The organism is Pseudomonas sp. CF161 (assembly GCF_000416215.1).
Lineage (GTDB): Bacteria > Pseudomonadota > Gammaproteobacteria > Pseudomonadales > Pseudomonadaceae > Aquipseudomonas.
Genome location: NZ_ATLP01000015.1, coordinates 1 through 3,249, shown reverse-complemented (window position 1 = coordinate 3,249; position 3,249 = coordinate 1). Strand labels below are relative to the sequence as shown.

Genomic DNA, 3,249 nt, shown 5'->3' with positions numbered 1-3,249 from the left:
GGCCGCGGTTGTCCACCGCGCTCACCGCCCGGGCCGCGACATCGATCAGCGCCTGCTCGCCGACCCAGATCGAACGCCCGTGGCCGGTGGCGTTGGCCGCCTCGCCACTGGCCGTGGTCAGGCCGCCAAGGCTGACGCGACCGCCCCAGGCATTGAGGGTGCCATTGACGGTCAACTGGCCGACGCTGCGCAGGTTGATCGCCTGCCCCGGGTCGACCGTGATCACCGCGCCCTGGCCGACGCTCAGGGCAGTGGTCGGCAACTGGGCAGCAGTGGCGTATTGCGTGCCGGCGCTCAGGGTCAGGCTGGCGCCACGGCGCTGAGTCAGCACACCTTTCGCCGGGTCCTGCTGGTACAGCTCCGGCAGCCAGGTTTGCAGCACGCTGGCAGGCGCACTGCCGGTGGGGCGGGTACTGGCCTCGCTGCCCAGGCGGTACAGCGGCTGGCTGACGTCGACCCGGGCGCCATCGGCGACGATCAGGCCTTCGTTGCCGGTGATGTCGTAGGCGGAAAAACCCTTGTCGAAGAAGTCCCCGGCCAGTTGCAGGGTGCCGGCCACAGGCGCTGCGCCCGCATCGCCGATCAGCACCTTGTGCGCCTGCAGCGCCAGGGTGCCGCCGCCGTTGACCCCGTAGCCGAGCAGTTCGCTGCCCAGGTCCAGCGAGCCATCGGCCGCCAGGGTCAGATCACCGCCCTTGCCGCCACTGGTCTTGCCGTCATAACCGATGCTCGCACCGGAGGTCACATCCAGCCGGGTGCCGCTGGCCAGGTTCAAGTCGCCGCTGCTGCGCAGCGACAGCTTGCCGCCGTTGATAAAGGCCAGCCCCTCGCTGGCCTGCGGATCGAGGGCAAGGTTGGTCCAGCGCCCGGAGGCATCGAGCGTGACCCCGGTCGCCACATCGACCCGGGGCTGGGTAGCGTCGGTGGGCGCGAGAATCACGTCACCGACCACAAAACCGCGGTTCACATCCACCTGGTTCAAGACGTTGCCGGCATTGATCCGGCCGCCATGGGCGGTGAGGTCGGCGTTGATTTTGACCTGGGGTCCGAACAGGGTGATCTCGCCGCCGTCGGCCACCGTCAGCCCACTGTTGACCTGGATCTGCTGCCGCGCACCGACCTTGATCGCCCCCAGCTGGAAACCGTTGAGCTGGTCGCTGTCCAGCACCAGTTGCCCCTGGCGATCGGCCGGCAAGGCGCTGCCGAGGTCCAGGCTATCGGCGATTTTCTGCGCGTTGGCCTCGATCAGCACCTGGTCCATGCTCGGGCTCAGGGCGTAGCGCAGGGTGCCGCTGGCCTTGTTGTAGATCGGCGTGTAGTTGCCAATGATCAGCTGCGCCCGCTGGGCGGCGGCCTTGTGGGATTGCTGGTAGCCGTCGAGGTTGACGTTGGGCGCCTGGGTCTGGCGTTCGCCCTTGAACACGTCGCTGATCAACTGGCCTTCGAGCACGGCGTTGCGGGTGCCGATCACCAGTTTGCCGGCGTCGCGGCCGATGGTGTAACCGGCCTCGTAGCGCCGTTGCTGGGCGATCAGCGGGTTGTAGTAGTAGTCGTTGCGGTTCCAGCGCGTGCTGATGTCTTCATAACCCTTGTAGAGCCCGGTGTAGAGAATGTCCCCCGGTGCCCGCGACAGCTCGTACAGCTGGCCGTTGGGGCCCTTGAGCCAGCTTTGCTGGATATACCCGCCCTGCACGTCGACGGTGCCGCCGGAGAGGTTCAACTGGGCGCCGGACTGGGTCACCACGTCCTTGCCGGTAAAGGTCAGGGTGCCGCCCTGGGCCATCCATTCGCCGACCGTGTGGCCCTGGGTGCCGAGGTAGCCGCCCACCTCCAGCAGGCCGCCGGCGGTGTACCAGCGGTCGGTGGCGTAGCCATTGGTGCCGGCCGGGACGAACACCAACTCCCGCAGGTCGACCCAGACATCGTTGTTGATCAGTTGGCCGTTATCGCGGTTGCCCGCCGAGTCGCGTTGCTCGTTGCCCTGGACGTTGATCTTGATGGTGTTGGATTCCATCGCCACCTTGACCCCAACGGCGCCGGACACGTCGATGGTCGCGCCATCGCGCACCAGGCTGCGCTGGCCCGCCGTCACCGCCACCTGGCCGCCGGTGGCCAGGGTGATGGAGCCGCTCTGGAAGTCCACACTGCCACCGCTGACGATCTCGATCCGCGACTGATCGGTGCGGTCGCTGACACTGCTGAGGTTGTTGAACTGGCCGGTGATCAGGTTGGTCGGGGTGCCGTCGAGGTTGATCAGGCCATTGTTGCGCTGGCTGTCCAGGGCAGTGCTGCCACTGCTGTCGAGCAGGATCGCGGTGGTGCTGCCCTGCCCCAGGGTCACGCTGCCCGTGCTGTCGCTGGCCGAATTGAGCAAGTGAATCGTGCCGCGGGTGTCCACCGAGGTGCTGGCCAGGGCCACGCCGTTTTGCTGCACCTGGTGCCCGGTCAGGGTGATATCGCCGGTGGACGCCATGATCAGGCCGGTGTTGCTGACCTTGCCGGCACTGCTGTCGGGGTTGAGGCTGGTCGCCACTTCGTTGCCCCGGGTGGTGGAGTGCTGGTTGCCGCTGGTGCCCACCCCACGCCGGATGTAAAAACTGTCACCGGCCGCGAGGGTGGTCTGGCCCTTGGCGGTGATCAGGGTGCCGGCGTTCTCCACCTCCGAACCCAGCAGCAAGGCGTAACCACCGGCGTCGGTGGACGTCGCCGGGCTGTGGGTCTGGATCAGCGCCCCGCGCTGTACCTCGACCTTGCCCGCGGCATCGGTAAAGGTCGGCAGGCTGCCGTTGGTGTCCACGTACAGCCCGCGCAGGGTGAACTGGTCATCGCTGATGCTGGCGGCCGCGGCCACCAGGTTGCGCACGTTGACCTGGCTGCTACCGCTGAAGATCACCCCGTTGCGGTTCATGATCATCACCGTGCCCGCGCCCTTGATCTGGCCCTGGATCTCACTGGGCCGGGCATTGGGGTCGTTGACCCGGTTGAGCACGGCCCAGCTCGACTGCTGCTGGAAATCGACCGTGGTGTTGCGCCCGACGTTGAAGGTCTCCCAGTTGAGGATCGCCTTGTCGGCGGTCTGCTCGATGGTCACCGTGGTCTGGCCGCCGGCCTGGGTCTGCACCGGGCCTTTGGCGTTGGTCCAGCCCTGGGTCAGGCTGTTGTCGACCTTGAGCCCGCCTTCGCCGAGGCCGTCGGGCACCGTGGTCACCCGGCCGAACGCGGCCTGGCGCCCGGCCGCCTGGGCCGCTT

At 67.5% G+C, this 3,249-nt stretch carries 1 protein-coding gene; it reads right to left on the bottom strand.

Annotation, left to right across the window (positions count from 1 at the left end; genetic code table 11):
* Nucleotides 1-3,249: filamentous hemagglutinin N-terminal domain-containing protein (locus CF161_RS00130; RefSeq protein ID WP_020294491.1), on the bottom strand; the 3,249-nt coding region annotated here is incomplete at both ends.